This is a genomic window from Burkholderia sp. SIMBA_051 (assembly GCF_046534915.1).
Lineage (GTDB): Bacteria > Pseudomonadota > Gammaproteobacteria > Burkholderiales > Burkholderiaceae > Burkholderia > Burkholderia ambifaria.
In genome coordinates this window covers 429,599-453,898 of record NZ_JAWRXS010000004.1, presented here as the reverse complement: position 1 = coordinate 453,898, position 24,300 = coordinate 429,599, and the positions used below count along the sequence as shown (strand labels likewise).

Sequence of the window (24,300 nt, the reverse complement as noted above, 5' to 3'; positions counted from 1 at the left end):
AGACTCGGCGCGGTCCTGGCGCGCGATGGGCGCGCCGTTTTCCGGAGAGCCTTCCCGATGACTCGTTTCATGCTGGCCGTGCTGGCCGCGTCCATTCTTGCCGGCTGTTCCAGCGATCCCCGCCAGGCCCGTCGCGGCCACCCGCCGCAAGATCCGGCCGATTACCAAGGCGTGCCGACCGACATGACGCCGCCGTCGATGCTCGGCGCGCCGGCACCCGCACCCACCCCCGCGCAATAACGTCCGGCCCGCGCGGCGGTCAGGCGCCGGCCGCGGGCGCGTCGGCGCCGATCCGCCGCACGAGCGCCGGTAGGTAGCGTGCGAGCGTCGCACCGCGCGCGACCATGAACAACAACAGCGCGAACCACAGCCCGTGATTGCCGAACGGGCCGACGACGGTCACCGTCGCCGCGATGAAGATCGCGAGCGACGCGACCATCGCGCGCATCAGCGATTGCGTTTGCGTCGCGCCGATGAACACGCCATCGAGAAGGAATCCCCACACGGACACGATCGGCGAGATTGCCGCCCACGGCAGGTATTGCAGCGCGACCGCGCGGATTTCGGCCTGGTCGGTCAGCCGCGCGACGATCCATCCGCCGGCCGACCAGTAGATGAGCGCGAAGAGTAGCGCACCGAACGCGGACCACTGCAACGTGACACGCACGGCCTGCCGGAACGCGGCACGGTCGCGCGCGCCGGCCGCGGCGCCGACGAGTGCCTCGGCCGCATGCGCGAAGCCGTCCAGCCCGTACGCCATGAACGTCTGAAAATTCAGCAGCAATGCGTTGGCCGCGAGCGTCGCATCGCCCTGTTTCGCGCCGAGATGCGCGAACCAGCCGAACGCGCCGAGCAAGCACATCGTGCGCAGGAAGATGTCGCGATTGAGCACGATCAGCCGCTTGAGCGCCGCACGGTCCGCCAGCGCACGCGCGGCGATGGGCGCGAGGCCGCGCGGCCGCAGCTGCCACAGCATCCAGGCGCCGAGCGCGAAGCCGCATGCATCGGCGGTCGCGGTCGCCGCACCGATCCCGGCAATGCCCCAGCCGAAGCCGTACACGTACAACAGCACGGCACCGATGTTCACCGCATTGATGAAGACCTGCGCGACGAGCGCGAGCCGCACGCGCTGCACGCCGAGCAGGTAGCCGAGCACGACGTAGTTCGCGAGCGCGAACGGCGCGCTCCAGATCCGCGCGTGGCCGTAGGCCAGCGCGGTTGCGCGGACCGCGTCGCTGCCGCCCAGCGCGGACAGCGCGAACGACAGCAGCGGCACTTGCAGCGCGAGCACCGCGGCGCCGAGCGCGAACGCGACGATCAGCGCGCGCAGCACGTTCAGGCGGATGCCGGCGGCGTCGCCGGCGCCGTGCGCCTGCGCGACGAGGCCGGTCGTGCCCATGCGCAGGAAGCCGAAGCCCCAGAACACGAAATTGAAGAACAGTCCGCCGAGCGCGACGCCGCCGAGATACTGCGCGCCGTCGAGGTGGCCGGCGACGGCCGTGTCCACCGCGCCGAGGATCGGCTGGGTCAGGTTTGCCAGGACGATCGGGAACGCGAGCGTGAGGACGCGCCGGTGCGAGGCGGCGGCCGACCCGGTGCCGACTGCGTGCGGTAATGCGGAATCGGACATGGCGGACGCGTCAGGCGCGTTCCTGCACGCAGACCCACGGCGACACGACGACCGCCCACAGCTCGGGATTGCGCGCCGCGAAGTCGGCGGCCGTTTCCGCCGGCATGCGCGCGACGAGGCCGGACGCCAGCCAGCGCGTGACCTGTTGCGCATCGTCGCCAGCAATCGCTTCCGCGACGCTGACGAGATCGAGATCGCGTGCGACCGACAGCAGCTTGCCCTGCGCGAAGAAGCGCTCGAGATCGCACCAGTCGATCTTGGCGGTTTCGCCGAGGAGTTTGGCGTAGAGCGGGCTGTGCGACGCGCCCGCGGCGGATTCGTGTTGGTCGGAGGACATCGTTGTGCGTTGGAAAGACTGCGTGGCGCCACTATAAACCATCCGGACGACCGGCCGGCGGCCCGGCGCGGCCCCACGCGGTTCAAGCGTCGCGCAGCGCGCGGCGCACGATCTTGCCGGTCGCCGTCATCGGCAGGCTGTCGACGAACGCGATCGCGCGCGGGTACTCGTGCGCGGCCAGGCGCGTGCGCACGTGCGCCTGCAGCGCCTGGACGAGCGCGTCGTCGCCGACATGGCCGGGGTTCAGCACGACGAACGCCTTGACGATCTCGGTGCGCGTCGGGTCGGGCACGCCGACGACGGCCGCCATCCGCACCGCCGGATGCGTGAGCAGGCAGTCCTCGATCGGTCCCGGGCCGATTCGGTAGCCGGCGCTCGTGATCACGTCGTCATCGCGGCCGACGAAGCGCACGAACCCGTCCGCGTCGATCGTGCCGGTGTCGCCGGTAAGCAGATAATCGCCCGCGAACTTGTCGCGCGTCGCGGCGGGATTGCGCCAGTATTCGATGAACATCACCGGGTCGGGGCGGCGCACCGCGATGCGCCCCTCGACGCCCGGCGGCAGCGGCGTGCCGTGCTCGTCGACGATCGCGACCGTATGGCCGGGCACGGCCTTGCCGATTGCGCCGGGCTGCGCGTCGAACAGCGCGGCGCACGACGACAGCACCATGTTGCATTCGGTCTGTCCGTAGAACTCGTTGATCGTCACGCCGAGCGCGTCGCGGCCCCAGGCCGTCAACTCGGTGCCGAGCGACTCTCCGCCGCTCGCGACCGATTTCAGCGCCAGCGTGTAGCGCTCGCGGGGCGCGGGCACCGCGCGCATCAGCTTCAGCGCGGTGGGCGGCAGGAACGCGTGGGTCACGCCGTGCCGCGCCATCAGCGCGAACGCGGCCTCGCCGTCGAACTTCTCGAAGCGGCGCGCGAGCACGGGCACGCCGTGATGCCACGACGGCAGCAGCACGTCGAGCAGGCCGCCGATCCACGCCCAGTCGGCGGGCGTCCAGAACAGGCGCGCGTCGCGCGGAAAGCATTGCTGCGACATCTCGACGCCCGGCAGGTGGCCCAGCAGCACGCGATGGGCATGCAGCGCGCCTTTCGGCTTGCCGGTCGTGCCGGACGTATAGATGATCACCGCCGGATCGTCGGCGGCGGTGTCAGCCGGCACGAAGTCCGGCGATTCGGCCGCGAGGGCGGCGTCGTAGCGCAGCACGCCCGGCGCGTCGGGCACGTCGTCGCCGATGCAGTAGCACGTGTGCAGCGTCGGTAGTTGCGCGCGCAGCGGCGCGATCTTCGCATAGCCGGCCGCGTCGGTGACGAGCGCGGCGGCTTCGCTGTTCGCGAGCCGGTATTCGAGCGCGTCGGTGCCGAACAGCGTGAACAGCGGCACCGCGATCGCGCCGAGCTTGTACGCGGCGAGATGGGCGATCGCGGTTTCGGGGCCCTGCGCGAGGAAGATGGCGATCCGGTCGCCGCGTTGCAAACCCGCACGCGCAAAGCTGTTCGCGAGCCGGTTAGAAGCATTCTTCAGGTCGTCGAATGTGATGCGCGACACGTCGCCCTGCGACGTTTCGTGGATCAGCGCGAGCCGTCCGCTGCCATCGGCCCACTTGTCGCAGACGTCCACCGCGATGTTGTAGCGGGCCGGAACCTCCCACCGGAAGCGGGAGAGCAGGTCATCGTAGCGTTCGGCGGCGGGCAGCATCGCGGGTCTCCTTCATGTCGATCGACGGATCCGGTCGATGGTTTACATCAACATTTCACGCGACCTCAACCACAATGGCGTGCGAGAGATAGGGAATGTGCGGACTCGTCCAACGGGTGCGGCTCAGTGCACGATTCCGCAATGACGCATAAGATCACGACAAAACAGTGATGTGACCATGGATTTGCTTTTGATAGCTGCGGGGTTCAGCCTGTTCGGAATCGGGGCGCTGGTGGTGTTCGCCAGCCGCGTCGATCCGTTGTCCGGCCGTTTCACCGGCCGTCTGCGCAAGCGCTGACACAATCTTCCCGATTCTCCTCGCGACGACATGCGATGCATGCCGGCATCGCGTGTCGTCCCGTCGATGCCGGGCGCGTTCAGCGCGCCGGCAGGTAGCGTGCCGGATCGATCGAGCGGCCGCCGTAACGCAGCTCGAAATGCAGCGCGACGCGATCGCTGTCGCTGTTGCCCATCTCCGCGATCGTCTGCCCCGGCGTGACCGACTGACCTTCCTTCACGAGCAGCGCACGGTTGTGCGCGTACGCCGTCAGGTAATCGGCGTTGTGCTTGAGGATGATCAGGTTGCCGTAGCCGCGCAATCCGTTACCCGCATAGACGACCGTGCCCGGCGCGGCGGCCAGCACCGGCGAGCCTGCGGCGTTCGCGATGTCGATGCCCTTGGATTTCGAACCGTCGAACGTGCGCACCACGTTGCCGGCGGCCGGCCAGATCAGCGCGATGCTGGTGGCCGGCTTGACGGCCGATTCGACTGGCGCGGAAGGCGCGGGGCGACTGCGGCCCGCGCTGCCGGTGCCGGTGGTCGACGCGGTCGTGGTGCCGGGCGGCGGCGCGACGCGCAACACCTGGCCAACCTCGATCGCATCGGGGTTCGTGACCTGGTTCCAGCGCACGATGTTCGCCATCGACGTGCGATTCTCGCGCGCGATCTTGTAGAGCGTGTCGCCGCGCTCGACGCGGTAGTAACCCGGGCCGACGGGGGCGGAGCCGCACGCGACGAGCAGCGCAGCGCAGGCGGCCGCGAAGAGTCGCTTCGTTGTTATTCCGAACATTGAACCTCGCAAAACCCTGCCGCGTGATGCGGCAGGCAATACAAAACGTCAGATTTTAACGGGTTCGACCCGAGCGCCGCAGTTTCGCGCCCACCGCGCGCCTTTCGGCGTGCGATGGCATCAGCCGGCGAGCGGCAGTACGCGGATGTGCAGCGTGGCCGTTTCGGTCGAGCCCGGCGCGAGCATGCGCAGCCCGAGACCGTTGTGGATCGCGTCCGGCAGGCCGAGCCATGGCTCGACGCAGTAGAAGTCCGATTCCGGCTTTTCGGTCCAGGTCGTGACCGCGTACCACGGGATCGAGCCCGGTACGTCGAGCGCGATCTCGATCGTGCGGCGGCGACCCGGCATCACGATGCGCACCGGCGTGGACGGCGCGCCGTCGAGGCAGTGGAAGCGGTCGAGGATGTCCGGATCGTCGAGCGTGTAATGCGCGTCGCCGCGTTCGGGCGCGCTGATGGAGCCGTCGGCGTTCTGCGCGCAGCGGTGCGTGGGCGGCAGCTCGAGCGTGGTTTGCGCGCGCTCGCCGTGCGGCAGCGCGAAATAGAAATGGTGGCCTGCGTAGTAGGGCAGCGGCGTGTCGCCGCGGTTGGTCGTGGTGAGCGCGACCTCCAGCGTGTGCGCGTCGGCGAGCCGGTAGGTCGTTTCGAAGCGGAAATCGAACGGGTAGCTCGCGTGCAGCGCTTCGTTGCCTTCCAGCGTCATCGTGAGTGCGGCGCCATCAGCCGACGGTTGTGCCGCGAACGGCAGGTCACGCGCGAAACCGTGCATCGGCAAGTCGCGGACCACGCCGGCGGCATCGCGCCAGCGGCCGAGTTCGCCGTCGACGCGGTGGCGGCCGAGGAACGGGAACAGCAGCGGATTGCCGCCGCGCACGCGCGCGAGGTTGCTCCAGTCGGCCGTTTCCGGCCAGAAGATGATCGGCTCGCCGTCGACGTGCCACGACAGCAGGCGGCCGCCGAATTGCGGAGCGACCCGAACGAGCGACGGGCCGGCGTGAAGTTCGTGAATGTCGTGCTGCTGGAAGATCGGCATGGCGAATCGGTATGAACGGGGTGGGCGGGGGTGCGCGATGGCGCGCTCCATTATCGGGCCGCGACGCGGTCGGGGAAAACCCTTCTCGGGGAAATCGCGAGTTTTTCAGATTGTCAGCTGTCGGGATAATGCCTCTAAACCGGTGAGGTTGCCGGGTCATGACACTTCGAGGAGCGGCCATGGATCTGGCAATGGCAATGGGAATCGCACTGTTCGGCATGTTCACCGGCAGCACGGTATTGTTTTTCTACCAGCTCGGCCGCTGACGGCAATTTCTGCCGGAATCGAAAGGCCCGCCATGCAAATGGCGGGCTTTTTGCTTTCCGAACGCTTACAAATTGCAAGCGTTTGTGTGCATTGCCGCAATAACCTGCCAAATGCCTTGGCGCGGTAATCCTGGCTGGGCATAATCGGGGCGCGTTTTTTCGGACGCGCGCTGCGTCGTCCGCTTGTTCACCCGATTGCTCATCACTAAAAGGACCGACGCGTGAGTCTCTGGTTTCTGGTATTCCTGAGCGTCCTGCAGGGCGTTACCGAACTCTTCCCCGTCAGCAGTCTCGGCCACACGTTGCTCGTGCCGGCGTTGTTCGGCATGCACATCGACAAGCATGCGCCGCAGTTGCTGCCGTTCCTCGTCGCGCTGCACCTCGGCACCGCGCTCGCGCTGCTGTGGTATTTCCGTGCGCGCTGGATCGCGTTGATCAGCGGCTTCTTCGCGCAGCTCGGCGGCCGCAAGAACGACGACGGGCACCTGATGTGGGCGCTCATCATCGGCACGATCCCGACCGGGATCGTCGGCCTGCTGCTCGAGAAGCGCCTCGAGCGCGTGTTCCACGATCTGCGCATCGTCGCGGTCGCGCTGATCATCAACGGCGTGCTGCTGTGGGTCGGCGATCGCATCCAGCGCAGCCGTGCGCACCAGGCGCCGGAGAAGATGACGTTCAAGCAGGCGTTCTTCGTGGGCCTCGCGCAGATCGGCGCGCTGATTCCGGGTTTCTCGCGCAGCGGCTTGACGATGATCGCCGGTAATGTGGCCGGGCTGACGGCGGAGAAGGCGGCGGAGTTTTCATTCCTGCTCGGCACGCCGATCATCTTCGCCGCGGGCGTGCTCGAGTTGCCGAAGCTCTTTCATGCGCGCGACCAGCTCATGGACGCGCTGCTCGGGGGTGTGCTGACGGCGATTGCCGCTTATCTGAGCGTGCGGTTTCTGATGCGCTATTTCGAAGGGCGCGGGCGGTTGGCTTCGTTCGGCGTGTATTGCGTGATCGCCGGCGTGTTCTTCCTCGGCTGGTTCATGATGCATCCGCAGCCGGTTTGACGGTTGCGGCGCCGGTGTCGCGTGATATGGCGCGATGATCGGGTATAATTTCGGGCTCGGCTTCATGCCGGGCCCGTTTCGTTTCGGGGCTTTGAGTTCGTGGTTGTTGGAGCTGGCTCGAAGCTTCGTGCGTTAAATGCGGTCCGGGTTTTTGTGGCCGTGTCTTTTCCCTCGACCGCCCTTAGCTCAGTTGGATAGAGCAACGGCCTTCTAAGCCGTAGGTCACACGTTCGAATCGTGTAGGGCGGGCCAGTGAAATCAATGGGTTAGCCGGTTTTTTGTGGCCGCGCTTTTAGCTCCTTCGGGAGTCCGGAACCAATCCGGAACCTGACTTGCTCAACGTTGCGGCCGAACCGACTTCACGAACGCGGCATAGGGATTTTCAGCGGGCAACGGCGGCGGCGCATCGATAGCCTGCCGTCCGCGCGGACTCAGGCCGAACGCATCGAGCAGCCGGGCCGCTTGTGCACGCGCATCGCTTAGCGCGCGTAGCGCCGGATGCGCCTTGCTTCCGCCGGTTCCGGTCGCAATCGTCAACCCTTCACGGTCCAGCGTCTCGCGCAACTGCGCCTCCGTCGCCAACGTTTCTGCAAGCAGTTCGAGCGCGCGCAGGTCGGAAGCGCTCAACAGACCCAAACTCACGACGAGCGGCGCGACGCGGTCCCATTCCGCAGCCGCACGCGATGACATGCCGTCCGGCGGGGGCGGCGCGACGGTCAATTGATCGGCCGCAATGCCTTTGAGGCGGTCAGTACGCAACGTTCCGGCGAGCGCCTTGGATGCATTTGATTTGCGATGCATGATTCCTCCCGAAAATTTGGGCCATTGAGCATTGCATGGGGCCTCGACAACCGCGTCTAGAAATGCCGGTAGGCGTTATCATGGCGGACGGCGAGCGCCGCTCAAGACGACGCGCAAAGCACTACCACACTTTCACCAGACAGGATGACCGGTAATGTCGACCAACAGCAAAAAGATCGTTCGTTTGCAAGATCAACTGCAAAAAGAACGGCGCCTCGTTTCATTCGACAGCTACGACGTAACTATTAAACAGCTTCTAGACATGTATGAGGCTGGACATATCTTTGTCCCCCCCGAGTACCAGCGTCAGTTTGTTTGGGGCCTGGAACGTCAGTCGCAACTAATCGAATCAGCTTTCCTTGGTATTCCGATTCCAAGCCTATTTATGGCTACAAATCCGGACTCCACTTGGGAGGTGGTCGATGGTGTGCAACGCATTGGCACATTAGCGCACTTCGTCGGTACGCCTGAGTTGCTTAAAGCTATAGGCCGAGACACCGCACTACAGATTGCCGGCCTTGAAAAGCTTCCCGATATGGTTGATTTAAAGTTCGCTGATTTGCCCGGTCCGATGCAGCTCATGTTTACAACTCGTCCCATTCGAGTCACCGTATTGAATGACAAAAGTGACATGAGTGTTAGATTCGACTTATTCGAAAGATTGAACACGGGCGGCATTTCCCTGACAGATCAAGAAATTCGGAACTGTGTTTACCGTGGTCCTTTCAATGACGATTTGAAGGAGTGTGCTGTCGACCCTAATTTTGAGAGTGTAATTAAATTAAAGCCAGCAGACGAGAAGAACGGCAGCAAAGAGGAGCTTGTTTTGCGCTTTTTTGCCTTCATGAATAACTATCAAAATTTCGATCACTCTGTCAAGGGTTTTCTTAATGATTATATGAAGGCGCGCTTGCAGAGCAAGCTAACGTCAGAAGAAAAAAGCATATTCAAAAAAACTTTCGAATTTCTGGCGACCGAGTTGCCGCGAGGCATTATTCGCGGAAATCGCAGCATCACCCCCATCAATCTCTTTGAGGCTGCTGCGGTAGGCGTCGCCTTGTGTTACCGTGGAAAACGAAATCCCAAAAAAGGACGTATCGAAGGGGCCATAAATTCCGCAGAATTGCGTGAATTTACAACTGCGGCCACTAACAGTCGCCGCCGGGTGGCGGAGCGGATTGAGTTTATCTTGAATGTGGTCAAATGAAGTTAGAGGCCCAAAGAAATGAGGCGCTGTCGCGTCTCATTGAAGCGAGATTAACCCTTGATCTGATCATTCAGTTAGAGGCTGCTCCTCCAGCTCAGGATGATCCGACGGTGCTTGGCCTTCGCGGTCTTTTTTTTGTACATCTTTACGCATGCCTAGAATTCGCGGTTAATCATGCTACGCAGCGCGTACTGACGCTAATATCCGCCTACGAGATCGAGTATCGTCATTTTTCTCCACGCTTCCATGTTGTCACAATGGCGGGCGGATTTATGGCTATTCGAGATGCCGGGCGCGGGAAAAAATGGAGCAAGCGAATTGAATTTGTCGATCAAATTTTTTCGGAGGATAAATGTGTCGTTAGTGCGGCTGTATTTTCTGATGAGCTTCAGAATATTTGGGTCAAGACTATTTCGGAGCTATTTGATTGCCTCGGAATAGATGCGCCGCCGCTTCCCGATATGGCATATGCTGGTCACATCGATGCAATTGTGGATAAAAGAAATGCAGTTGCCCACGGACGCAAAAGCGCCAGCGAAGTGGCCGCAGGTAGTCGATCACCTGTTCTCAAGCGGAACTGGGAAATTGTGTCCGAGACGATCGAGCATATTTTCAACACGTTGACCGATTACCTAGACAGCTATCAGTTTATAGCGGCGCCGGCAAGAGCGACTTACGAAGCAAAGCAGGTATGAATCGCCGCTGAGCCCCTCAAAAGCTACCAATGAAGTGGCGCATGGTCCAGCATTCGGCTTCGGTCGGTAAGCAACATTCATCTCCCGCGAATCTATGAAGGGCTGAAAATTTGGTTTCTCGGCTGACTGCATAAAATTTCGGGTTGCGCCACGATCCTCGGACCACTCGCGCGGGCGATTGGAAGCCCCCACCCATCCTCATACGGGTGCACAGCTGGCCCGCAACGCCCGTCAGCGCGACCCGGCGCGCGTCGGCCAAGGTGCGCGTATCGGCGCGCACGTCGGCGGCCTGAAACGCCTGAAATCGGTCCGCTTCTCGGTACGTTCGTACGCCACGCGCGTAGCCGCGCATTCGGACGGCAGGCGTTGACGCCGCCGCCCACTTCCCGGCCCGCCGTTGCGCCAGCGGTGCGCACGTCGCATGCCGACCGGCAGGCGTGCACCGCCATGCGCCGACAGGCCGACATGACCTTGCCCCTGCCGGCCGATGGCCGTCTCCCAGCGTAATGCGCCAAGCACGGGCCGGCTCCATCGCCGGACGTTTGGCGGTCGCGCGTGACCATGCCCAGCATGCCAATGTGCGCCACAATGCGACGGCCTCGCGGCAGGCATATTGTGCGCTGCCGTTCGACCGAATTAGCAAAACGCAAAATTGCGTTCTGTTATGAAATCAACGCGCTAGCGAACGGCAGGCGGCGCACAGGACGCACGCGCCCCCCCAATGCGCGCCCCCAGCCCGCAGCTAGTTCCCGTAGCCCGCGACTTCGGCCAACAGGTCGCCGTGCGGTCGCGAACGGCGCGTTTCCCACTTCTGACGCGGCACGAATTCGAACATCGGCTGAAGTGCCTCATCCACGTATGCGCGCGCGCGCAACACCAGTTCCCCGCTCGAAATGGAGCCGTCGTGAACAAGCGCGCGAACGCCGCGTTGTGCCTCGGCGATTTTCTCGCGAGCCGCCTTGATTTCGGGCATGTTCGTCGTGACGTTGCCGATGCGAGCGCCAAGCCAGTTTTTCGCCGTGAATACGTCGGTCCGAACTGCGGCGCGCAGAAGGTCATCCGCGTCCGATAGGTCGTCCAGCGCCTCGCAGAGTTCGGGCGGCGCGGTACGTTCGAGTTCGGTCAGGATGCGCTGCTGCGCGCCTTCGTGCTGCCTCTCCATCATGACAACCCGTGCCGTGGCTTGCTTGTCTGCTCGGTCGGCGTCGCGAAATGCCGTTTGTGCCGCGTCGAGCGCGATGCGCGCACGGGTTGCTTCCTCCGTTGCAGCCGCTAGTTCGCGTTCGGGTTTCCGTAAAGCTTTCCTCTCGCGCGCCAGTTCGGCTCGGCGCTCGTCAACCTTGGCACGCTGTTTCGCTTCAAGTTCGCCGGTGAGACCGGCATCGTTTGCGAGCGCTTCAAGGGCTTCGAGGCGTTCGGGCAAGGGACGCTTCAGCGGATTCATAGCGATTCTCCAAAAAGGCGCGTTAGCGCGGGATCAACTCGATGTAACCTTCGGGACGGATTTCGACGCGGTACTTCACCGGGCCGGGCTTTATGACTTGGGGCGGCGTCCGGCCGTCCGGACCGGGCCAAATGAAAATGCTGTATTCGCCTCGTGTCTCGTCAAAATGCAACCGTTCAAAAAGCCATTTCGGTACGGATATTTTCATGATTTCGGATTCCTATTTGTACAGGTAGTACGTCTGTTCGATTCGGTTTGCCCCGTGCCCATAAATCGTCCTGCATGTCCGACGTGTCGCCGCTGTTGAACGCTGCTGCTTGTCGGGAACCCTCCATAGCCGGGCGTCCGCTTTACTTGCCGTTGACCATCGGCCCGTCTCGAAATTAGCGAACCCCTGTCAGGCGCGACGATCAAGAACGGCGCGTGCGGCGGCTTCCGCATGGGCCGCTTCGAGTCGTTCGCGGAAGTACGCGATATTCGGCAACAGATCAGCCAGTGGCCCGCGTATGACCCGCGTAAGTACGTTCTCGCGATGCGAGTGTGCCCAACCCTCAAGCGCCGATAGTTCCTCGACCATGCCGATCAGTTCTGTGCGCATCCGGCGCACATCGTCCACGCTAAAGTATGGCCCCCAGGGCAGATACAGTCCGCCGTTCGGGTCGCGCAGCGCACCAACGCAGTCGGCGGGAATCTCGGGACGGTTGAGTGCGCCGTCGGCACCCTGATGGACCTTGCTAACGCTAATGTCGCTAACGTTGCTAACTTCTCCGCCGCTTCGGCCCTCTCCATTAGCAGGATTAGCACGATTAGCATTAGCGATTCCGCCGCGACGTTTTTTGTAGATCAGGTCGGCAAGGCTCATTACGCGCCCCCGTTGATAAGCGCCGGGTTCAGGTGAATAACGGCCTTCTTTCCTTCCTTGACGACGCGCAGCCGGTCTAGCGTCGCCAGCGCTTGCAATGCGGCGCTCAACGACGCGGCATTGCGTAGCGGTCCAAATTGCATCGCTCGGCTTTTATCGACGGCGCGCGTACGCTGCACATTGCAATGCTCGATCAGCCAAGCGTCCAATCGCGCCGCGTCAATATCGCCATCAGGTACCGCAAGTTCGGAGAAGAAGCGTTTCGACTCGGACAGGTGCCACGCAACGATGCTCGATGCGCTCTCGAAGGCATCCGAACCAATCGACCCGGTCGCGCCGCTAAATACGTGAAAGAGCGCGGCCAATCGTGCTGCGTTGTCTGCTGACTTGCTCGCCACGTCGCGCACGTCGTAAAGCTCGCCGCCGCTCGATAGCTGCCCCTCGACGGCATCGTGAAACCGCACCCATGCCTCTTTCGCGGCTGGGTCGAGCGACAGTAGCGCGGGTTCGAGTTCGCCATGCTCGTTCACCGGCGCGCTCTGGTTCAAGATTTCCTTCACGCGCTGATTGAACGCCTCCATGTGTGGCCAGTTTTCTGGTGCCTCCGTGAAAGGGCGACACCCCTGCGTTGATTGCGGCCACGCTACGAGAAATCGGGCCATGAAGCCGGTACCGCGCGCGAGTGCCCCTGTCTTCTGAAAGAATGCGCGAATCGTCGCATCCTGAACCTGAAATGCGACTGTCAGGCGTGCGCCGCGCACCGTGAACGAGTCGGACGTGCGCCTATCGATGGTCAAGGTGTTACCGTCCCAAAGCTGATTCAGCATTGAGAGGTTACGCATGACCGAATCCGCGCCCATCCCGTGCGAGCCGAAAACAAACCCCGCTTCGGAAGATACAACGCCGCCAGACGGCCATTGCTTGCCCAGTGAGAATGCAAGTGCTTCGGGCGTCGCGTCCGCATAAAGGAGGCGCGGCACGCGCGGTGCCTGTGGTTTTGCGATCTCAAGCTTACGTAGCTCTTCTTCAAGGGCAATCGTCGACTTTCCGCCCTTTGTGGCTTGCCGGATGTGCTCCTTGACGCCGCCGACCTTCGACTCCCACGCCTGAATGTCGGCGCGATAGTCGCTCAGGGAACGTTGCGCGGCCTGCGCCTGCTCGGCTTCGTATTCCCGAATAGCTCGCATGAAAAAGCTGTCACAGGTTGATTTTCGTTCACCGCTGTCGGCCACGACGACTACGTACAAGCCGACGGGCCCGATTAGTCGATCGGCTCTCTTCACATCGAAGTGCGCTTGTATCGCAAGGCTCAATGCCGCGATGGCGCACGACGCAACCAGCGGTAGCGGGGCCTTAACGAAGCCACAAACCTCATCGACAGCGGCGCGGATGCAAGATGGCAGCACCTCGACGGGATATTCCATCGGCTCAATATTGACGATGAGCGGCTGCGGGTGGGGCCATAGGCTCATGCCGCTTCTTTGCTCAATGGTCGGTTCATGCGCTTCTTCTACTTCTTGCGTTGCTCGCTGGACGTTACGTGCTTTCGCGTTTGCATCGGTTTCGACGGCGTCCGCATATACGTCATCCGAGATGTGTTCGTTCACAGCTTTCCCTCCCGGGCTTGGCGCATCATCCATTGGATCGCGGCGGCGACTACGTTTTCGCGAATCCAGTCACCGTGTTCGCGCCAGTTGTTCGGGCCATGTAAAACACGGTATCGAGTAAGCTCGCGGTCGATCAGCGTTTCGACTCGCGATTTGAGTGCTTGTGATGCTTCTGATTTAACAGCGGTAGGGCGATCGATATTCATGATTTTCCACGATCACAAAAGATATCTGCTGGACGTATCAACGGAATGGTTGTGTCGGTAATTGAGTTAGGCGTGATTCAAGGATGTCTGATTAAGGAGTCGAAATCATATGCGTCGATGAAAAAAATCGACGTTTGCCGTTCACTGGTGGTTTTGATTAAGCAGGGCTTTGATGTCAGCAACCTTCCACGCCAAGCGACGATTAATCCGGATGGGTCGAATCGGGCCGTTTTCTTCGCATGCCCATTTGCGGAGGGTTTGTTCTTTACGGTTCAATGCGACGGCGGCGACTGCCGTCGTGACCGTTCCCGTTACACCGAATGCTTGCAGTGTCATTCTGATGTCAGTAGCGGCGTGCTCGTTTTTCATTTTCCCTTTCTCCCTGTTGCCTGCGTTGAGTCGTGTGATTCATTGTTGCTCGACAATCGGGAATTTCAAAGCGCGCCGGATATTGTGTATCAACGGTTACCTGTGCCGATTATTTCGCGTGACAGGGTCATTTAAAATCAATCGGTTACGTCTTGAGTAATGTATTTCAGTGTAAAAATGTAGACGTTCGCACGGACGATTGTTGCTGTCTGAAAATGGCCCTTGCGCGGACGTGAAACACGCTGAAACAATGTGTTTCAGTATGGAACACGTTGCGGCACGTGCTATCGCACCGCAAAAAATCACACGCGCGGGTGTGATTGCATCGGTTTGATGATATTTTTATATCGATTTTATCGGGCGATAGTTATTGATCGTGGCCGGCTGCAATTTGCAACGGCGTCGCGGTTTGAGCCGATGAAAATTCAATACCAGCTTGGGCAAGCATCCACGCTTCGATCTTGTCGTGCCACATGCGCAGCAGATCGATCGGACGGCGGCGGTAATGCTTTTCAGCGATTGCCGACGGCTTATGGCCCTGAATTTGCGCGACGACACCAACTGGACATTCGACCCATTCGGCAAGCGTCCCGAACGAGCGCCGGAGGCCGTGCAGGCTAAGATGAGGAAGGCCGGCTATCGCGAGCGCTTGATTATGCGCGATACGCGGCTCGGCGATTTTTCCGTCCGCCGATTTCTTGCTCGCGAAAACCCAAGGAGAGGGCGACCATGATTCGCCTTTGGCGGTCAAGTCCCGTATTTGACGGATGTTCGGCGGCGTGTCGTTCAAGCGCTTGAGCTCCCGCAGGACGCTGGCGAGGTACGGTGTGAGCGGGATGGTGCGCGAACCTTCGACCTTGTCGGCGACGGACAGCGAGCGCCATTGAAAATCGACGTCGGTCCATCGGAGTGCCGCCATTTCCTCGCGGCGCGCGCCCGTGATGAGCAACGCTTGCAGATATGCCGCAATGACCGGATTGCCGAGCTTGCGGACGGCGTCGAACCAAGCCGGTAGCTGTTCCCGTTGCAGGCAATCATCTTTCGCCTTGGTACGCGGTACGGCGCTTCTGACGGCGCGCGCGTTGTATGCGTTTGGCGCAATGATGCCGCCGTATTCCGGCCGGTCGTTACACCAGCGGATGAAGGCGCGCAGCTTCCGATAACTCTGCTCGGCATTTGTCGGGCGCGTTAGCGATTCGGATGCGAGCCATGCGGCGACCACGTCGGCGGTCAAGGTCGACAGCTTCAACGGCATAAGCGCGGCGAGCGGGCCCGCGACCGTCACGCCTTTTCCGCGCTTTCTCGGCTCGCCGCCAGCGTGTGCCAGATTCTCATGGTCGAAAAGATGGCGCTCGCTCCATCGCGAACGGTTTGCGTCAAGGTAAGCCGCCCAAGCTTCGTGCACGGTCGCATCTTGTCGCTTGGCTTCGGCTTTCCGCGCTTCGTAGGCGGCGGCGTGTTCTGCTGCCTGTTCGCGCGGGTCTACACCACCGTCGAGAAGCGTTTTCAGGCGGCGTGCTTCAACGCGTGCCTTCTCGATGCTCCAAACGGATGGATCGCCAATCGAGATGCGTACAAGTGAGCCGCGCAATTTCGCTTGGAGCACATACCGTTTTGTGCCGCCCGCGTTTGCGCGAAGACCGAGACCGGGCGCGCCGCTGTCCCACAGGAAGGCTTCGGATTTGCCCTCGGGGCAGGTGTGTGCCGCTATCTTGCCCGCCGTGAAATTGACCTTTGCCATTGTCGCCGCCCTCACTTAGGGTAAATTCCGGAACCAATCCGGAACCCGATTTTGGCGATTCTGATCAACACATGTCAACGGGCTGGTGAGGTGGATTTCTTGCGAAAGCCTTATCAGGTAAGGGATTTGAGGATTTTTGGCAATGTTCATCAACGCCAGCAAATGCCTAGTCTTTCGGCCTTCTAAGCCGTAGGTCACACGTTCGAATCGTGTAGGGCGGGCCAGTCGAAGCAATGGGTTGGCTTAATCTGTAAGCCTGTCCCCAATCCTCAAAAAATTCCGTGTAGGTGCCGTGTAGGTGTTTGCGATCAATGCAGATCCAGCACGATCCATGTCAGAAGGGTCGTTTAAAAGCGATTGATGGCGCCGCAGGCTGGTGTGGGAAGCTGCTGCAGCTGTGTGTCTGATTAGCCTGGGATATGGCACGATATCGACGGCGCGCCGCCGGAGATATAACAGAACCGGCGACCAGTTGACGATGGCAACTTGGCAAGAGTTCAGTAGCGGCGACTTTCTACGCAATTGATCACCTATCCGCTGGATGGGGCGGATCGCACAGTTAAATGGATTCTCGAGGAATCTAAACAGCCAATGTGCCCACCAGAGGCGCGAGGCGGCTCTTGCGTACTGGCGGCAGGTTTTCGATTACGTCGTAGAACGGATGTTGTATCTGAAACTTCCGGATGCGCGTGTCGAGGCCGATCTTGCATATAGTCGGGCGCCGAGGGAGTTCAAGGGACTAGGGCAGCGCAAGCATCGAGAGCGACTCGCGGAGATCGAGTACTTATACGATCGACATATCGTGGGACCTGCCGTTCTGGATTGGGAACCAATTGGCGCGGAAGATGAGGCTGGCGATACGCATCACGAAAAGAGCCCACACTGGTGTCGTCCGCATTTCAAGATGCAGCCGCACGGCCCTCAATCGTCGCTACGAAAGGTCATTTTCGTCGGGCCGACGATCGTGCGTTCCGACAGGCTTGCGTTCTAATCCTTTTCGGGACGGGATGTCGTGAGGTAGTTCGGCTTGCAGGGCCTCGTTGTGTATGATTTCGACTGCTATCTGACGAACGAGCGAGCGCATTTATGTACAAAGCCGTAGCCTTTGTCGTGATCGGAGTCGGTTTTTTGATCGCAGCGGCGATAAACGTCCAACTGACGCGCGAATTCATGCGGACGTCGATCATGGTGCCCGGCGAAGTGGTGAAGTTGAACGCGGGCGGGTATCACCCGGAAATCGAGTTCGTGACGAAGGCCGGGGAACACGTCTCGTATCCGCAGGGCGGGATCGTGTCGAAAATGGCTGTCAGCGATCGACCGCAGGTGCGTTATCTCGCCGAGAATCCGATTCAGACAGCGAGAATCGATCGATTCGATGCGATCTGGGGGAATGTGGTTTTTTTCGCTGTCTTCGGATTGGGCTTCATCGTTTGTGGATTGATCAACCTTCCGTCACGACAATGATCACAGCCATTATCGACCCGAGCTTCCTTCGTCCAATCGCAGTCACGTAGGCGAAAACTTGACGGATGACTATTTCGGACCGTGACATGACAAAAGGCCCAATTTCTGATGGTCGAAAAGCCGTGGGGCGTCGTACCTGACGAACCCCACACTGCACCAATAAACTTTTTGCAGCAGCGTAGCTGCTTCCATCGATGCACCGGATACCCTTTCTTGCCTTTGCACTTTCGGCCCTCGTGCCCGGTCTACTGTGGTCGTACTTTACCGGCGACCCGACATCACTCAAGTATTCCATCCCAATCGCTTATTTCGGAACGGCAGTGTTTGCGATTCCACTGTATCTGCTGGTCGTGAAATACTGGCGTATTTCTCTGATTTCATCGTGTTTGGGTGGCGGTATCACCGGATTCTTGACGTGGATTTCCACCTATCTGATTTACACCTCTATCTGGAATGACGATCTTTTCAAGGCCGATTTATCGGCTGCTTTGGGATTCTTGGCGTTCATATGCTTGGGTCCAGTGGCGGGATTTGTCTTCTGGCTAATGCATCGTTGGCACCGGACCTTACCCCGCTGAGTCCACCTTCGTCAGCTGGTGGGCTCGCCGGTCTAGGCATTCTTCCCCGGAAGCGCCCCTTGAATGATTCGTTCTTCGCGATGTCGGTCGGCTCGCGTGGACGCGAGAAGTTAACCATTCCCGCGTGTAGTTGTCCACGATCGTGAGCGTAGCGATCACGCAATTCATTGATCAATCAACACGCACCGGCGCAACGACAACCGATTTCACAGACCCCTCGCATAGTTCGTCCCTGCAGCAGTCCTGCCGAATTTCCGGCAAGGCCGTCGCGCATCCATTCCCGGGAGAACATCATGCGATATCCGTTGCAGCACTCCGACGCACGCGCGTCTGCGCCGCATCCATCCGACCTCGACCCCGCCCCGCACGCACCGGCGCCACAGCCGGACATCGAGGAGGTGTGAGCCATGAGCAATGAAGCACTTGACCCGCTGCTGCGGCAGTTCGCGGAAAAGCGATTGGGGCGGCCACTCGAGCCGGGCGAAGAACAGGCGCTGCTGGAGCGACTACCGAGCAGGCACGCCACCCAGCCGACGCCAACCGCCGGCACCGCCACGCAGGCGCACCCCGCGAACCCGCCGCTCCCGCAGCCACAGCCGAAAACCCGCCAGGAGGCCCGCGAGCAGATCAAGCATTTCCTGCAGCTTAATCAGCAAAAGGCGTACGAGAAGATGCGCGGCATCCTGCAGACGATCGATGCGCAGAACGAAACAACCCTCGGCATGCTGGCGTCGGAACAGCGAAAGGTGTCCGGCGTACTCGACGCGCACGAGCCGCCGGCCGACGCTCAGGCATCCGGCGCGGCCGACATTCAGGACAGCACACGCGAGGCAATGGCGATGATCGGCGAACAGCTGACGGGCCTCATCCGGCAGGAAATCGATGCGTGCTTCCGGCAATACGTCGACCTGCTCACCGTCCGGCTCGATGCGATATATGACCGCCTCCAAAGTATCGGCGCCAGTCCGACCGAATCGCCTGAATCAACCGCGCCGGATGCCACCGCCACTGGGATCGTTCACGACACCCCCGGCCCAGCGTCCATGTAGTAGCACGCGGGTCATGCGGCTGAACGCGAAAACGGCCGGCCCCGATGTGCGCCTTCTCAACTACGTGAACCAAGGAGCAACAAATGACTGAAAAGTGTCAAGTGTGCCAGGTCAATCCCGCGATTACGGATGCGGTCACACAGGTCAACGTCAAGGTGGTCGCCGAAGCGCCGGCAATGGCGATGGGCTCGCTGTATCAGGCCCAAAGTCATTCGCTGAGCATCCTGTTCGAGAACGCGGTGCAGCAGCAGTCGCAGGCGGCGATCCAGTCGCAGACGTCGACGAACGTGGGGACGATGCAGCTCTACACGATCGGGCCGGAAAGCGCGGGCGCGGCCGCCACGGAAATCGGCTCGAACGGGATCATCTCGCTGCTGGCCGACGTGATCGCGATCGGCAAAGCGGTGGCACGTTAAGGCGCCGTCGCAACACCGTGGTTGAGCGGCGGCGCAAGCGGTACGAACCGCCAAGGCCGCCGCCGCGCCGCGGATCCGCAGCACGGTCGCCGCCACCAGCACAGCGGTGCCGTGTGGTGTTCCGGAGCAACTGACAGAACTGACAGAACGGGCAGAGCCGATTCGATGCGGCGCCCGATCGCAAACCAGGAGAAACTCGATGGGAAACGAAAACGATCCGATCATTGGCGACCCGACCGACGCCTGCGACTGCAAGACCTGCGCGGTCAATGCCGCGATCACCGACGCGGTCACGCAGACCAACGTCAAGGTCGTTGGCGAAGCGCCCGCGATGGCGACGGGCTCGCTGTACCAGGCCCAGAGCCATTCGCTCAGCGTGCTGTTCGAAAACGCCGTGCAGCAGCAGTCGCAGTCCGCGGTGCAACTGCCGACGTCGACGAACGTGGGGACGATGCAGCTCTACACGCTCGGGCCGGCGAGCGCGGGCGCCGCCGCGACGGAAATCGGCTCGAGCGGCGTGCTTTCCGTGCTGGCTGACGTGCTCGCGATCGGCAAGGCGCTCGCCTGACGCGCAACCCGGCGTTGACGCCTGGCGGCAGCCGCGGTGGCTGCCGCCAGGCACCCGACGTCGTGCCGACACCCGCGAAGGCCGCCGCCCGCGCCGCATCGACGGCCGCGCGGCGCGCTTCGCCGACCGACCCACTCATGCTTTCGCCGTGACCGCGTCGACCGCGCCGCTGCGGCGAGCAACAACAGGAGTAACGACATGCCGGAACAGGCCTCCGCCGCGATTGCCGATGCAGTCACGCAAGCCAACGTCAAGGTAGTGGGCGAAGCGCCCGCCGTGGCCTTGGGCACGCTCATGCAGTCGAACAGCCACGCGTCCGCGATCCTGCTTCACAACGCGGTGCAGATGCAGGCGAACCAGGCGGCGTCCAACCTCGCCGCGACGACCGTCGGCATCATGCAGCTCTATGCCGGCTCGCCGGTGGCGGCGGCTGCCGCGGCACGATCGTCGAACGACAGCTTCGTGTCGCAACTGGCCGCCGTCGCGCAGTTGATGAACGCCATCGGTCACTGGCGCAGTTGATCTTCGCCGCGCGCCGCGTATTCCTGCGCGCAACCTCCTCACGCCGCGGCACCGCACGACAACGTGCGCGCCGCGGCATCAATTGACGTCGGCGATGTACCGGAGCCGCTCCGGTTTCTCGATCGTCACACCGTGTTCGTGAAGCCGGATCAGGCCGTCGCGCTGCATCTTTTGCAGCGTGCCGTTCAGTCGCGGACGGCTGACGTTGAGCATCGCGGCCAGGATGCTCTGGTTCTCCGGCAGTGCCACTTCGACGTCGTTCCCTTGCATGCGATTCAGCAGATGGCGCGCGAGCCTTGCTTCGAGCCGGTACAGGCACGCCGACTCGACGAAGTCGCTCAGCTGGTGGATGTGCAGGCACAGCTGCTCGTAGATGCGCTCCATGAAATCGGCATTGGCCCGCAGCGGTGCGAAGTGCTGGCGATGCAGCAGCGAAATGCGGCAGTCGTGGCTCAACTGGGCGGTGAAGCTGCGCCGGTGCGCGCGAAGGAGGGTGCTTTCACCGATGAGTTCGCCCGGCACCGAATGGCCGAGAATGATTTCGCGTCCGCCGGGTTCGTGCAGTGTCTTGTACACGCGGCCGCGGTGCACGAAGGCGACGAAATCTTCCGGGTCGCCCTTGAAGAACAACATTCGGTTGCCGTGTTCGGGCCACGGCATGAGATGCCGCTCGACGTGGGCGAGCAGGCTTTCCGGAAGATCGGTGAGTATCCGTATATTGCGCAGCGTTCGAGCGTTAGCAAGGGCAGGCATGTTTTCCGTGCGAGGTTGTTTGACGATGCGGCCACCTAGCGGAAAACGCTGCTTCTGGTACTGCGTGAAAAAAATAATGAAGATACCGAAATAATCGACGAGCAGTCCGGACGCGACGGCACTTTGGCGGCAATGACGTTCGGGCGACCGACATCGATAGCGGCGTGCCGGCGCGCGAACGCGTCGCGACGCTGGTCGTTCTTTTTTCATCGCAATGCCGTTATTTACGCCCGGCGGAGTGCCTGATACGGCGGAACGGGCGACGCCCGTGGGTTAAAAATTTCCGTTCACAATAATCAAGAAAATTGACCAAAACGATTATCTCAATAACGGTGTAACGCGCGTAACAGCGCCGCTCTCGGCATCAAATCGATTCTGTGTTTTCCATAAAAACGGAGGGCACGGAATGACAACCTCGAACCCGCACGCTGCCCCGCCGGCCGCGTCACAGGCGCAGCAGCTCGATCGTACGTGGCGTGAAATGCAGGGGAAATTGCGGCGGCGCGCGCGCCTCTTGTGCAAGGGGGATATTTACCGTGCCGACGAACTGCTTTCGGATACCGCACTCAAGGTTCACATTTACCTGCAGCGTTCGCCCGAGCGCGTTCGGAACCTGGCCGGCTTTCTCTTTCTGGCGCTGAATCACGCATTCCTCTCAGGTGCGCGCCAGCGTCAGCGCGAAAACGGCATGCTCGAATACGACTCGAGCTGGGACGACGATCACGTCGCCGAGCTGGCGGGCCACGCACCGTCGATGGAGCAGCAGTTGCTGCTCCGACAGCAACTGCTGCGTCTCGACCAGGCGCTGTCGATGCTCCCGCAGCAGCAGCAAATGCTGTTCACGCTGAAGTTCGAGGAGGACATGCCCTATCCGCATATCGCGGCGACGCTCGGCATCAACGAGCCGCTTGCCAGAAAGCGCGTCGAGCTGCTGCGCAAGAAATTGCGCGACGGCCTCGCTTGAGCGCGTTCACGAATGCGGGGACGCAGCGTTCCTAACGACATACGCGGTGTCGATGGCCTGCCGGCCCGCCCGTTCCTTCAACCGCATGCCGGAGCCGAGATTCGAGGAGGCCTCGTGGCAGACAAAGTCAATGAGCAGGTTACCGACGCGCTGACGCAGACCAATGTCAACGTCGTGGCCGGATCCCCGGCCCAGGCGCTGGGCACGCTTTACCAGATGTTCAGCCAGGCCGTCGGCATCTCCGCACAGAACATGACGCAGCAGCAGGCGGCGCTGAACCAGATTTCGAACGCCGTCGTGTCGAAAGCGGTGGCGATGATCCTGTCCGTCGAAGCGTCGCCGAAGGGGGCGTCGGGCGGCGCATCGGGCGGTGCTTCGGGCAGCGCGCCGCACGGCGCGACGAGCGGGCCGCACACGGGTACCGCGCATTAGCACGTGCAGACTCTCGGGATACCTGAACCATGAATATGAAAGGCCTTTTGGGCGGGCGCGGCGACGACGCGCCGCAGACGCCGCGCGATGTCGACGACGCCGCAGCCGAAGCCGACGCCACGACGCCAACCGATGTCGCGCCGGTCGCCGCGGCGTCGAAAGTCGGCGCGCGCGCGTGGCCGGTCAACCGCCTGCGCAGGTTCACCGATGCGTTGAAGGCGCCAAACCAGATCGCGGGCGGGCCCGGGCCAGGCGGCTCCGCGCTGCAGACCGTGCAGGCGATCAACGCGGAAGCGGCGTCCTACGCGACGACGCAGATCGCGGTCGGTCCGAACATGTTGATCACGCAGGCGGGCGGCATGGTTGCGCAGGCGGCGGCCAACTACTTCGAGGCGTCGACGTCGCTGGCGATCGCGGGCAAGAGCGTGCTGATGAAGGATCTCGCGCAGAAGACCATCGACGAGAACGTGTCCGGGATGGCGATGGATGCGATGGGCCTGCTGTTGACGGACCTGTTCGTCGCGACCGCGGCCCTCGTCGCGGGCGCAGCGGAAGCGATCGAAGGGGAGGCTGCGAGCGTCGCGCTCGACAAGATCGACGAGAGCTTGCAGAAGTATCAGGCGTTGTTGGACAAGAAGGGTACGTAGTGCGAGCCGGTGGCGGCGGATTTCCAACCTGCCGATCCTCGCGCACGAGCGGAGAAACAATGAGTACACCGACAGATCAAGAAATGGCTACCGTGTGCACCACCGAGATCGCCTGCCCGCACGACGACGGAGAAGCGGCCCCCATCGTCCACGACAGGCCGATCCATTACCAGTCGAAGACGAACGTCCCGGGCAATCATCCCCGTGAACACAGGTCGATTGACTCCGGTGTGCGCAGCGACAAAGAATCAATCGACACGATCCGCCGGGCCGTCAGGCCGGATGCGGAAAGTGAGCAGCGGGGCCGACGCACGTCCGCATTCCCGAACACGCCGCCGCTCCGCCACCAGCAGTCCCATCGAGTCATGCGAGGAACCCATGCCCTACATCATTCAGAACGTACAAGGTCCCGCGCCGCTGTCGGTTGGCGAGCGCATCTGCGGAGATGCGACGGAAATCGATTTCGGCGCGATGACGAGTTGCATCGCGCTCGTCGAGCAGACGCCGGGCCAACCAGCGTCGGTACGCGGGATCCATCTGTCGATCGTCAGCGCAGACGGCACGCCGGTCTACGATCCGGCGTCGAACGTGGCCGGACAGATCGGCGCGATCATGCAGCCGACCGGCAACCTGCGTGCGTGCCTCGGGCGCATCGAAGTCTGGCAGGCCGAAGAGCCGCAACAGCTGGGCGATTTCTTCGCGGGGCTGATGCAGAGCCTCGACATGACGACCTGGGTTCCGCTGCCGGACGGCAACTTGCGGGTGCGGTTCAACGGCGGTGTGATCCAGTATCGGCAGGGCACAGGCGCGTGGATCGACGTGTAGGCGGCCCGACCCATTGAGGCCGGCGCTCGCCACACGAAAGGGCACCGGCTGATGCCATTCA

The 24,300-nt window shown here is 61.8% G+C and carries 28 protein-coding genes and 1 tRNA gene; 15 read left to right on the top strand and 14 right to left on the bottom strand.

Features of this window, described 5'->3' with window-relative positions; genetic code table 11:
* The first annotated feature begins 57 nt into the window (after positions 1–57).
* On the top strand, positions 58–240 hold the full coding sequence (locus tag SB771_RS12480) for a hypothetical protein (RefSeq protein WP_105787278.1): 183 nt from the start codon (positions 58–60) through the stop codon (positions 238–240).
* 19 nt (positions 241–259) lie between these two features.
* Here SB771_RS12480 and SB771_RS12475 read toward each other — a convergent pair whose 3' ends face one another.
* The 5 genes from SB771_RS12475 to SB771_RS12455 all read right to left on the bottom strand — a co-directional run bounded on the left by SB771_RS12475 (position 260) and on the right by SB771_RS12455 (position 5,771).
* Positions 260–1,630, bottom strand: a complete 1,371-nt coding sequence (locus SB771_RS12475; protein WP_175661809.1) for an MATE family efflux transporter — start codon at positions 1,628–1,630, stop codon at positions 260–262.
* A 10-nt stretch (positions 1,631–1,640) separates the two neighbouring features.
* Positions 1,641–1,967 (bottom strand): DUF2288 domain-containing protein, encoded by a 327-nt coding sequence (locus SB771_RS12470; RefSeq protein WP_175661810.1) that lies wholly within the window; start codon positions 1,965–1,967, stop codon positions 1,641–1,643.
* Positions 1,968–2,049: 82 nt separating this feature from the next.
* Complete coding sequence (locus SB771_RS12465; protein WP_175661811.1) at positions 2,050–3,669, bottom strand: acyl-CoA synthetase; 1,620 nt, start codon at positions 3,667–3,669, stop codon at positions 2,050–2,052.
* A gap of 377 nt (positions 3,670–4,046) precedes the next feature.
* Positions 4,047–4,739 (bottom strand): peptidoglycan DD-metalloendopeptidase family protein, encoded by a 693-nt coding sequence (locus SB771_RS12460; protein ID WP_175661812.1) that lies wholly within the window; start codon positions 4,737–4,739, stop codon positions 4,047–4,049.
* A gap of 120 nt (positions 4,740–4,859) precedes the next feature.
* A complete protein-coding gene (locus tag SB771_RS12455; protein WP_175661813.1) occupies positions 4,860–5,771 on the bottom strand; it encodes an aldose epimerase in 912 nt (303 codons plus the stop codon).
* Positions 5,772–5,929: 158 nt separating this feature from the next.
* Between SB771_RS12455 and SB771_RS12450 the strand changes: the two genes are divergently transcribed.
* From SB771_RS12450 to SB771_RS12440, 3 genes are all read left to right on the top strand, one after another.
* The gene (locus SB771_RS12450) at positions 5,930–6,037 is read left to right on the top strand and encodes a hypothetical protein (protein ID WP_006750334.1); all 108 of its coding nucleotides are present in this window, start codon (positions 5,930–5,932) and stop codon (positions 6,035–6,037) included.
* Between the two features lie 221 nt (positions 6,038–6,258).
* On the top strand, positions 6,259–7,089 hold the full coding sequence (locus SB771_RS12445; RefSeq protein WP_166722291.1) for an undecaprenyl-diphosphate phosphatase: 831 nt from the start codon (positions 6,259–6,261) through the stop codon (positions 7,087–7,089).
* Between the two features lie 175 nt (positions 7,090–7,264).
* Positions 7,265–7,341: transfer RNA gene (locus tag SB771_RS12440), tRNA-Arg, on the top strand.
* 84 nt (positions 7,342–7,425) lie between these two features.
* On the opposite strand, the gene SB771_RS12435 is transcribed toward SB771_RS12440, so the two are convergent.
* Entirely contained in the window at positions 7,426–7,890 is a 465-nt protein-coding gene (locus SB771_RS12435; protein WP_175705081.1) for a phage terminase small subunit P27 family, read from the bottom strand.
* Positions 7,891–8,044: 154 nt separating this feature from the next.
* Between SB771_RS12435 and SB771_RS12430 the strand changes: the two genes are divergently transcribed.
* Positions 8,045–9,097, top strand: a complete 1,053-nt coding sequence (locus SB771_RS12430; RefSeq protein ID WP_175705082.1) for a DUF262 domain-containing protein — start codon at positions 8,045–8,047, stop codon at positions 9,095–9,097.
* Entirely contained in the window at positions 9,094–9,792 is a 699-nt protein-coding gene (locus tag SB771_RS12425; RefSeq protein ID WP_175705083.1) for an MAE_28990/MAE_18760 family HEPN-like nuclease, read from the top strand. Before SB771_RS12430 ends, SB771_RS12425 begins: the two co-directional genes overlap by 4 nt.
* 742 nt (positions 9,793–10,534) lie before the next feature.
* On the opposite strand, the gene SB771_RS12420 is transcribed toward SB771_RS12425, so the two are convergent.
* From SB771_RS12420 to SB771_RS12390, 7 genes are all read right to left on the bottom strand, one after another.
* Entirely contained in the window at positions 10,535–11,236 is a 702-nt protein-coding gene (locus SB771_RS12420) for a hypothetical protein (RefSeq protein ID WP_175705084.1), read from the bottom strand.
* Between the two features lie 22 nt (positions 11,237–11,258).
* Positions 11,259–11,444 (bottom strand): hypothetical protein, encoded by a 186-nt coding sequence (locus SB771_RS12415; RefSeq protein ID WP_175705085.1) that lies wholly within the window; start codon positions 11,442–11,444, stop codon positions 11,259–11,261.
* 189 nt (positions 11,445–11,633) lie between these two features.
* Positions 11,634–12,098 carry a hypothetical protein gene (locus SB771_RS12410; RefSeq protein WP_175705086.1) on the bottom strand — a complete coding sequence of 155 codons (465 nt, stop codon included), beginning with the start codon at positions 12,096–12,098 and terminating at the stop codon, positions 11,634–11,636.
* Entirely contained in the window at positions 12,098–13,705 is a 1,608-nt protein-coding gene (locus SB771_RS12405) for a YfjI family protein (protein ID WP_175705087.1), read from the bottom strand. The genes SB771_RS12410 and SB771_RS12405 overlap by 1 nt, the downstream gene beginning before the upstream one ends.
* Complete coding sequence (locus tag SB771_RS12400; protein ID WP_175705088.1) at positions 13,702–13,911, bottom strand: hypothetical protein; 210 nt, start codon at positions 13,909–13,911, stop codon at positions 13,702–13,704. The genes SB771_RS12405 and SB771_RS12400 overlap by 4 nt, the downstream gene beginning before the upstream one ends.
* Positions 13,912–14,052: 141 nt before the next feature.
* Positions 14,053–14,280 (bottom strand): DNA-binding protein, encoded by a 228-nt coding sequence (locus SB771_RS12395; RefSeq protein WP_175705089.1) that lies wholly within the window; start codon positions 14,278–14,280, stop codon positions 14,053–14,055.
* Between the two features lie 367 nt (positions 14,281–14,647).
* Positions 14,648–16,021 (bottom strand): tyrosine-type recombinase/integrase, encoded by a 1,374-nt coding sequence (locus SB771_RS12390; protein WP_175705090.1) that lies wholly within the window; start codon positions 16,019–16,021, stop codon positions 14,648–14,650.
* A 1,086-nt stretch (positions 16,022–17,107) separates the two neighbouring features.
* On the opposite strand from SB771_RS12390, the gene SB771_RS12385 reads away from it, so the two are divergent.
* From SB771_RS12385 to SB771_RS12365, 5 genes are all read left to right on the top strand, one after another.
* Positions 17,108–17,485, top strand: a complete 378-nt coding sequence (locus SB771_RS12385) for a DUF3592 domain-containing protein (RefSeq protein WP_175661814.1) — start codon at positions 17,108–17,110, stop codon at positions 17,483–17,485.
* A gap of 985 nt (positions 17,486–18,470) precedes the next feature.
* Positions 18,471–19,112 (top strand): hypothetical protein, encoded by a 642-nt coding sequence (locus SB771_RS12380; RefSeq protein WP_175661815.1) that lies wholly within the window; start codon positions 18,471–18,473, stop codon positions 19,110–19,112.
* 83 nt (positions 19,113–19,195) lie between these two features.
* Positions 19,196–19,528, top strand: a complete 333-nt coding sequence (locus tag SB771_RS12375; RefSeq protein WP_166722286.1) for a RebB family R body protein — start codon at positions 19,196–19,198, stop codon at positions 19,526–19,528.
* 199 nt (positions 19,529–19,727) lie between these two features.
* A complete protein-coding gene (locus tag SB771_RS12370; RefSeq protein ID WP_105833278.1) occupies positions 19,728–20,096 on the top strand; it encodes a RebB family R body protein in 369 nt (122 codons plus the stop codon).
* A gap of 198 nt (positions 20,097–20,294) precedes the next feature.
* On the top strand, positions 20,295–20,618 hold the full coding sequence (locus SB771_RS12365) for a RebB family R body protein (RefSeq protein WP_126227514.1): 324 nt from the start codon (positions 20,295–20,297) through the stop codon (positions 20,616–20,618).
* A 78-nt stretch (positions 20,619–20,696) separates the two neighbouring features.
* Here the strand turns inward: SB771_RS12365 and SB771_RS12360 are convergent, their stop codons facing one another.
* Positions 20,697–21,581, bottom strand: coding sequence for a Crp/Fnr family transcriptional regulator (locus SB771_RS12360; RefSeq protein WP_244096831.1), 885 nt, complete (start codon positions 21,579–21,581; stop codon positions 20,697–20,699).
* A 196-nt stretch (positions 21,582–21,777) separates the two neighbouring features.
* Between SB771_RS12360 and SB771_RS12355 the strand changes: the two genes are divergently transcribed.
* The 4 genes from SB771_RS12355 to SB771_RS12340 all read left to right on the top strand — a co-directional run bounded on the left by SB771_RS12355 (position 21,778) and on the right by SB771_RS12340 (position 24,239).
* Positions 21,778–22,335, top strand: coding sequence for an RNA polymerase sigma factor (locus tag SB771_RS12355; RefSeq protein WP_175661816.1), 558 nt, complete (start codon positions 21,778–21,780; stop codon positions 22,333–22,335).
* Positions 22,336–22,449: 114 nt separating this feature from the next.
* Entirely contained in the window at positions 22,450–22,767 is a 318-nt protein-coding gene (locus tag SB771_RS12350) for a RebB family R body protein (RefSeq protein WP_175661817.1), read from the top strand.
* 29 nt (positions 22,768–22,796) lie between these two features.
* Positions 22,797–23,414, top strand: coding sequence for a hypothetical protein (locus tag SB771_RS12345; protein ID WP_175661818.1), 618 nt, complete (start codon positions 22,797–22,799; stop codon positions 23,412–23,414).
* A 378-nt stretch (positions 23,415–23,792) separates the two neighbouring features.
* Positions 23,793–24,239, top strand: coding sequence for a hypothetical protein (locus tag SB771_RS12340; RefSeq protein ID WP_175661819.1), 447 nt, complete (start codon positions 23,793–23,795; stop codon positions 24,237–24,239).
* Positions 24,240–24,300 lie beyond the last annotated feature (61 nt).